General features: G+C 43.0%; 7 protein-coding genes. 2 read left to right on the forward strand and 5 right to left on the reverse strand.

Annotated features, from left to right (window positions below; translation table 11 throughout):
- Positions 1-113 precede the first annotated feature (113 nt).
- From ACNQGS_RS23740 to ACNQGS_RS23755, 4 genes are all read right to left on the reverse strand, one after another.
- Positions 114-1,694, reverse strand: a complete 1,581-nt coding sequence (locus tag ACNQGS_RS23740) for a SagB family peptide dehydrogenase (protein ID WP_491489482.1) — start codon at positions 1,692-1,694, stop codon at positions 114-116.
- A gap of 25 nt (positions 1,695-1,719) precedes the next feature.
- Entirely contained in the window at positions 1,720-3,660 is a 1,941-nt protein-coding gene (locus ACNQGS_RS23745) for a TOMM precursor leader peptide-binding protein (protein WP_491489483.1), read from the reverse strand.
- Entirely contained in the window at positions 3,657-5,591 is a 1,935-nt protein-coding gene (locus tag ACNQGS_RS23750) for a putative thiazole-containing bacteriocin maturation protein (RefSeq protein ID WP_491489484.1), read from the reverse strand. Before ACNQGS_RS23750 ends, ACNQGS_RS23745 begins: the two co-directional genes overlap by 4 nt.
- Before the next feature lie 172 nt (positions 5,592-5,763).
- The gene (locus ACNQGS_RS23755; RefSeq protein WP_491489485.1) at positions 5,764-6,036 is read right to left on the reverse strand and encodes a heterocycloanthracin/sonorensin family bacteriocin; all 273 of its coding nucleotides are present in this window, start codon (positions 6,034-6,036) and stop codon (positions 5,764-5,766) included.
- 291 nt (positions 6,037-6,327) lie between these two features.
- Here ACNQGS_RS23755 and ACNQGS_RS23760 point away from each other — a divergent pair, with 291 nt between their 5' ends.
- Entirely contained in the window at positions 6,328-6,663 is a 336-nt protein-coding gene (locus tag ACNQGS_RS23760) for a L,D-transpeptidase (protein WP_213119178.1), read from the forward strand.
- A 185-nt stretch (positions 6,664-6,848) separates the two neighbouring features.
- Complete coding sequence (locus tag ACNQGS_RS23765) at positions 6,849-7,355, forward strand: J domain-containing protein (RefSeq protein WP_491489486.1); 507 nt, start codon at positions 6,849-6,851, stop codon at positions 7,353-7,355.
- Between the two features lie 44 nt (positions 7,356-7,399).
- Here the strand turns inward: ACNQGS_RS23765 and ACNQGS_RS23770 are convergent.
- On the reverse strand, positions 7,400-7,768 hold a 369-nt coding region (locus ACNQGS_RS23770; protein WP_491489487.1), incomplete at its 5' end, for an MBL fold metallo-hydrolase.

The raw sequence follows: 7,768 nt of genomic DNA on the forward strand, positions 1-7,768 counted from the left end.
TTGAAACTCGGCATGATTCTTACACCTAGTTTACGTTAATAAACACAAATGACCCTAGTCCTTTAAACTAACCTTGGACCAGGGCCTGCCTTATTTTTGCTATTAAACTTAATCTAGCTCTTCAAACTTCCTTTTAACCAGGCACGCGAACGGTACGGCCCCACAGGGATTTGGATGAGGCTCGTTATTTGTTTCGCTTCGGCACGATAAAGTTCATCACACTGTTTCGCATCAAAACCTAATAAAGGGTGTCCCCCTAACCCTAAGGCACATGAAATTAAAAGCAGCCGTTGCAAGAGAATTCCCGCTTCCATCTGTTGAATTCTGTATCCTCTGTAGCCCAGTTCTTCTTTAAGATGATCCCTGTCTGCAACCAAATGCAGGCAGAGCGGAACTTGAAACAGATTGACAGTGGGCATGGTTAAACCATTTTGCAATATCTCACGGAAATCCCCGTCTGTTATTCTAATCAGTGCATGAGCGCCTTTGTCATAGGCGTAAGCGCCATTTGAAACACCCTCCACGTTATAAAAAAAGCCGTACAACGAAACACGAGTCCCCGTTTTTCCATCGGTGCCGTCAAGATCATTCTGATAAGGTCTGGAAAAAACCTCTTTCAACAAAGTTGCTAGTTGGGTTTGACTGACCTTTTCTAAAATAAAATCAACATCAGGACAATGCCGCTCTCTACAAACAGAAGCAAGGTCGTACGACAAGGACTCCGTAAATGGAAGTATGATCAATTCTGTACCATAGGACTTTTGTACACGACCATCCTTTTTTAGCTTCACAAATGACTGGGTTGTTCCAAACATCGATGCCCCGTTCATCTCTCTTAGCAGAGGGTAATCGAGGATTCTCTTTGAACGGTTATAGGTTTCCGTTTTCAGCAACGGCACTTCCTGGGACAATTCAACGGTAGAAACATATTCTTCTTTATTAAAGTCGTCATCCCATTGGATAGAGGGATAAATAGATAATGGGATCACTGCATATACACTTTCGTCCTGTTCGGTTAGCCCAAGTAAATGATTAATCGAACGATCAAGAAATTGGTAGCATACCCGTGACGAAAATCCCATCCGATCTGCCACTTCTAATGTTTGCCCAATAACCACACCGGCATCTAGACCTTGTAGACGGTAGGAAAAATTATTATACTTGTAAAAATTTTTCCAAAAAACCGTCGAGACAAAAACCGTGCAGAAACAATCAGAAACATCACCATTTCCAAGGCTCCTGGACAAGTAGGAATCGTAATTTCCTTCTCGGAGCAAGCGAAGGCTGTGATGGGCTACATCGTAATGGTAAATTCCCGTTGGGACGTTCATAATCTTTACATACACATATAATTCATTGGGATACAACGCCCCCCCAGAAGGAACAAATTTTCGTATTAACTGAAGATAGCTTACAGTAGTTATATCCTCAGGATCCTCAAGGAAAGCGGATTGTGCGTAATGCGTTAGACCGTATACATACCATAAGAAAGACCCGAGCTCTTCTAGTCCGGGTTCTGCCTGGGCTTCTCGCTGCTCAAGCGTTAACGGTACTTCACCGGTTAATGGAATCTCGGGTAGTCCGCGGTATAGTTTATAGGGAAGCGGCGCATCGCCCCAATCGACTTGCCAATCTGGCGGAGTGATTTTTTCCGGATCAAAGTGAAGGTGGTGCAGAAATGTCTCCAGTTTCAAGAGTAGTAAACCTCCTTCCTTTCCATTATGGGAATGGATGCGGATCTGGATTTAGCTGTTCATACGCCAACGGCTGTTTGACGTATCCAAGTTTCACTGGCACATGGAGGACCCTTTCCAGCCCTTTGACACGGGTCAGGTGATGTCCGAATGTCATCGGCAGCATGCCAGGAATCAATACCTTTACACAGTATAATCCATTCCGTTTGGTGATTGGTGTTGTTTGGTCCACCACAATAACCTCGAGGTCCAACTCTCGGAACCGCTGAAGAATATCCTGCAGGTCATCCTTCAAATCGGTATTCGCAGGAGGCTGTTTAAATTCCTCAGCAAACGATCGTAATGGACGATTGTTATCTAATAAAAAGCTTAACCTCCCCTCTGCTTCCCGCAAACCGTAAAGTATCCCATGGTCCTCCATCGTTCGGACTGCAAATGGATTTATTAGCATTTTTTCATATTTCTGCCGGTTTTCCTCCAATATTTTGTCATGCCTAACCATCATTCCAGCGAGCTCGAAAAGCGAACTTTTTACAGCTCTTACAGGATCAGGATTCGCTCCTGCTGCACAAATGAGGTTTACCCCCTTAGACTCCCTGTTTTTTGCTACAGCAAAAACACTGGGAATCTCCTGTTCCATCGTCGAATTGTATAAATAAACGTCATATCCCGCCACCTCACGTAACCGGTCGACCATCATCTTTACTTCTTTATCGTTAGCAGAACAAGGGTCAAGACGTGGAAGGGGCAGCTTGGCATACCAGGTTAACAAGAAGGAATCGCGCTCGACGACCTCCATAATTCCATGGAAAATAGCTTCCTCCAAGCTTCCTCCCAATGCACAGCCATTGGAGGTTTCATAAACATAGCCCTCCCCTTGCCCCAAACTATAATACGCGAGTAACTCTGGAACCAGTAACGGACGTTCTTGTAAAAACGAATAACCCCAAACCCAATTCATTGGGGCATCAGGATGAAACGGTTTAAACGGAAAATGGGGCTTTGCATATTGTTCCTGGTCATGCAGACCTACTGATGCAGGATTTAATGCGATATGCTTTACATTGTTATAACTATCTCGAACTTTCTTCCTTTTGCCTTGAGGCTCGATTCCACAATATCGCTCCAACCCCTCCAAAATGGCCGTCAGTTCACTCAATTCATAGGAATTGGTTCTCCCCGCTACCCCCTCGTCTGCTCCAAACATCGGCATGTTCACCAAAACATCGGCAAATGGGAGCCTAAAATCCGCCATTTTCCCATTCATGATTCCAGTCCGCTCATCCAGATAGTCTGCGGTTAGCACTGTTTTCAATTCATCTATTGAACGGCAGCGATACCCTTCCCCATTGATTTTGGGACTGGAGGCCAAGCTAATTTGTGCTAATTCCGGTGTGTCTTCAGGGATTGGGCTGCAAATCGGGCACAATGGATCAGGCAGGAAAAAGTGACTAGAGGTCGTTAACGATCTCAGATTGGTCATGAACATTCTTTCTTCCAAGGGGGAGGGTTCTCCTTTAAGAATTTTTTGCACTTCGTTAGTGATCAAGATAGCCATTTGCGATAATCCCGTCCGTGAAGCCCAGGCATCACGCAACACACTTGCACCCGAAGTCAATTTCGTCTGAATTCCCCACATTTCAAGACGATCAGGTCCTGCTATCAAGCGCCGTTTGTCAGCACAGAGAGAGCATCCCGGTTTGCCGGAGCGTATCAATGGACCAATGATCCCCTCACCAAAGGAAACGAACCCTCGAAGCCAAGGAATTCCAGCGGTCCTGCATCTCTGTTCCGCTTTTTGATGAACGGCCGGATGCCAGGCATCCTCAAGCACCAGGACTAATTCTGTTTCCTTAGGAATCTCTTCCAGAATATTTTGACGTCTTACTAGATAGCTAGTAGCCAGAAGATCATAGACGTAGTCTGCTAATAAACCGGCTCCGTCAATGAGGACCTGTGCAGTCATTTGGAATCCCCCTCTCGTACCTGCACACCATACACCACTAACAGCGCTTGCTTTAAAAATGGTTCCATCGATAGATCATAGACAAATAACTGTTTGTTGTTTTTGCGTAAGACCTGAATAGCAGATTGTAGCAGCTCCACTTGTGTCATCTCTTCACAAGAGCGGATATCAAATTTGCTATCCTTTTTTTCCAAATAAATCATTGATTCCTGCGCTTTCCTCTCCACGGAACTGATCCCATTTTGAGCATCGAAAAGGGCTTGCTGCAGTGTGTTTTGCAATGCCAAAGTTATATTTAAACCTGCCGCTGCGTACCAATTGCCGTTTGACCTTACCCAAACAACCGGGAAGCCTGCTACATCCTCTTTTACACCAATGGCCGGTGGACCCTTCAAGGTAGTCAAGGCATTTAAATAAAATCGGCATGTTCTATCCTCTATGGCTCCGATTGGCACACGATAAACCGGATTGTGCTCATTAGCCTTTCTTTTTTTCAATTCTTCATCTAGATAGGCTTGGAGTCCTCGGCAAACAGCCTCAGCCGTTGTTTCTCCTGAACCAACGCCAATGAAACCCTCAGCCTTATTCTTGTTAAGAGGGAAATCTATCATTTTTGACACATACATTTCAATACCCTTCAAACCAGCATTTCTTCTTGCTTCTTCATGCGTCATGCCCGAACAGATCACCTCTGGCAACAGTTCTGCCGGTCCCGCAGACGTTGGGTCAACAGCCTGAACAGAGCACTGGGAAAGAGGAAGCTGGGGCAAATCCCGTTCCTCCCAGGTATGAAAAATACCTATTTCTTTTGACGTTAATCCACTGAAATACTCCAATAGCAACCCCTGCTGCTCTTCCCTGTCAGAATCTTGGTTCAGTCTTACATCAAGATTTTCAATTAGTTCGGGTGTATGACGATTCGAAGTTACGAAAGGATGTGGGATGAACGAAAGCCAGTCTCCCTCCATTGTTTCAAGATTAAGCAGGTATATTTGATTACTTTGATTAGGGCCTGCAATTCCTGTAGCCTTCTTGAAAAATTCAAATACAGAGACATTGGCTAAAATCGCTCCTGATGTGGAAGCGAAACCTTGAGACTCCCCATCGTCTTGCACGAGTGATTGATGAATTCTTCGCCATGCCGACTCGAAGCATCCCTCTGATTCTGGATGCGTTAACGGACCGGCGAGCCCTACTTTTTCTAAATAAATAGAAGGGAGATAGGCCTTCTTTTCTTCTATGCAAACCTGATTTAGAGCCCTCAATTCATTAACATTTCCATCCTGAGAGACGTACAAAATCCAATCATAGTCCTGAACAGCTTCTTTCCAAAAATGGATCCCTGCCTCATGATGGTAAGGTACTTCTGCCATTTCCACATCGGAATCTATTTTTCTCGCATTCTGCACCAGTTCTTGGAGCCGCAGCCGATTGGTTGGAACACCATCTGTTATCATGACATTTAATTTGGGCAGTCCCGATTCAAGTAACGCAGCAGCCAGTGATAGCATGAAGGGGCCAGAGCCGATAGTGAGAACCTTAGCCTGGCGGTATTCTTGAAATTGGAAAGCAGCTGAATCAACAAAATTCTCGATGAATTCAATTTGTGAAGCATATTTTTCAAGAACTTGACGGTTTAGTTGATGAGGCCTATCTTTGCTGACATCGCGAACAAATCCATTCTTGTACAACGTTTCTCCAATCTCGTATACCCTGTCACGATAGGGCGGTGTTAGCCCTTGAGTCAAGGTTTCCAATGTTTGTTCCCCATTGAACATCGGCAGCAATTTTTCAATCCATTGATAGATGGTTTTGCCTTCCATTCGGAAGGAACTTGTGTTATTTCTAAAATAGACACCCCCCTTTTGATCTGGGAGAAAAAAGGTATCCCTTTTAACCTTCAGACGTGAGGACGAGGTAAGCTCTTCCATATTAGCTCCTCCTTATTCCAATCATTACTACTTGCGCACTATCAGTTTATGTACGAACTTTTGTCCAATATGATAAACACAGCAAAGAAGCGCCCCTGAGGCACAAGTCCGTGCAGGGGCACTTTTTATATAAAACAATATTCTTTTCGGGAATTGCCAAAAGCCTAACCCATTAAATAAAACCGAAACCGATGCCAAAACAGCCAAAGCAACCAAACCCACCGAAACAGCCGCCGCAGCCAAAGCAGCCACCACATCCGAAACCAAAGCCGAAGCCACCACATCGGAAGCCGAAACCGCCGCAGCGGAAGCCAAAACCGCCGCAGCGGAAGCCGCAGCGTCCCCACAAGCGTGCATCCTCCATCTGTTGGCCAAATGGAACTAACTGACCCGTTTGATAAGGATCGATTGCCAACCCTTGCAGCTCATTATGAAAATTTTGCATTTTTTCCTCCCCTTTGTATTTAGTCAGATGAAACCTGTATAGAGAGATGAATGATGAATTTGTGTTAATCAAGAAATCAGATGCGCTGTGTACTCTCTTCAACAAATTATGTTTTCTTATAGGTCGCTGTCACTAAATCAAGAGCCTATTTTACGCTGATGGTTTAATGATGTTTCCAAAATACACTATATTAATTGGTTTCTTAAGTATAAATAACGGCCCGCCCATTATTGTGAATGAACATTTATTTGTTTTATTTAATACACTATTCAAAAACTGGAGCTGAACCACATGGCGAAATGGATTGATGTATCCACATCAAAACACCAATTAAAACTCTTTGATCGTCATAAGCTTTTAAAAACTTACCCCATTGCAGTTGGAAAAATATTGACACCAACTCCTACAGGAACATACACGATTATTAACAAGGATCCTCATCCTGGCGGACCATTCGGAGTCCTTTGGATGGGATTGTCAAGACCTCATTACGGTATACATGGTACAAATAATCCATCTTCTATCGGTAAGAACGTCTCCCATGGTTGTATTAGAATGTTTAATCACGATGTTCTAGAATTGTCATCTTTAGTCCCAATTGGCACGCAGGTTTTTATTCATAAATAACGCATCTGTTCATAAAATTTAGGATGTTCGTACCTTTTGAGCATCCTTTTCATTAAAAATGTCTCAATGTAAAGAGACTTTAATTTAATGTCACACTCCTGTTCTTTTTCTGAAAAAATTCAGTGATATGATGGGTCTATCTGTAATATAGAATGCTAGATTTTAAAAAAAGCGAGTGAAAAATGATGCTGAATATTAAAGAAGCGGTTGAGCAATTAACCTCGTCTGGCATAGCAGCCAGTGACGATGACGTAATGGCGTGGATTAAGGAAGGCAAAATGAAGGCCGAAATAAACAAAAGAAGAACAACTACCTACAAAATCAATGTTAAGGATCTAATTGAATTTATCATCCAAACGCATGCCACTCAACTTACTGCACAATTAGAAGAGTCACTTCAAGAAAATCGCAGCCTTACGGAACAAATAGAGATATTAAATACCCGAATACATATTGAACAATCAAAGGTACGCACCTTAAAAAAAATGCTTAACACACAGATAGAAGTCACTGAACCCAGTACTTTTCACTACGGTGAGTTATTGGGATTAAATCAAGACTCTAGCAGCCATCTAATGAAAAAAGAATTTAAGAAACTGCTAAAAGCCCTCCACCCCGACCGCGGCGGGGATGAAAGGCTTTTTAAAGTGTTTAATGATCATTACGAGAAGCTTAAGCAATCGAGTCCATAAGATTTTTTCAAAGGCTCTTTGAAATTAACGAGATTGAGAGAAAGTTATCGTTTTAGTTCATATCCATTCACAAAATAATCGATCGTTTCCGATTCGTCTTCGTTTAAATCTCGGTTTAACTCTCGTGCATATTCCGATTTCATTTGTTCTGCATTACCATTATATTTTTCTGTGTAATCGGCCACTGTCTTTAACAGTTGCATTTCGTTGTTAAACTCAGTCCGAGATATTGGTTTCCAGTGGGAAAGGATATAGGTCTCTGCATCAAACTGTTCCAGGATTGCAGCCAGTTCCTTTGTTCGTTTGGTAGTATAGTTCCGTTTAGGGGAAAATATATCAGGATAAATGCTATCACCTAAAAACAATATCTTCTCTTCTTTCATATAGATGACAACAGAATCAGAAGCATGGTC

It is taken from the genome of Neobacillus sp. PVCKKU3 (genome assembly GCF_058323225.1).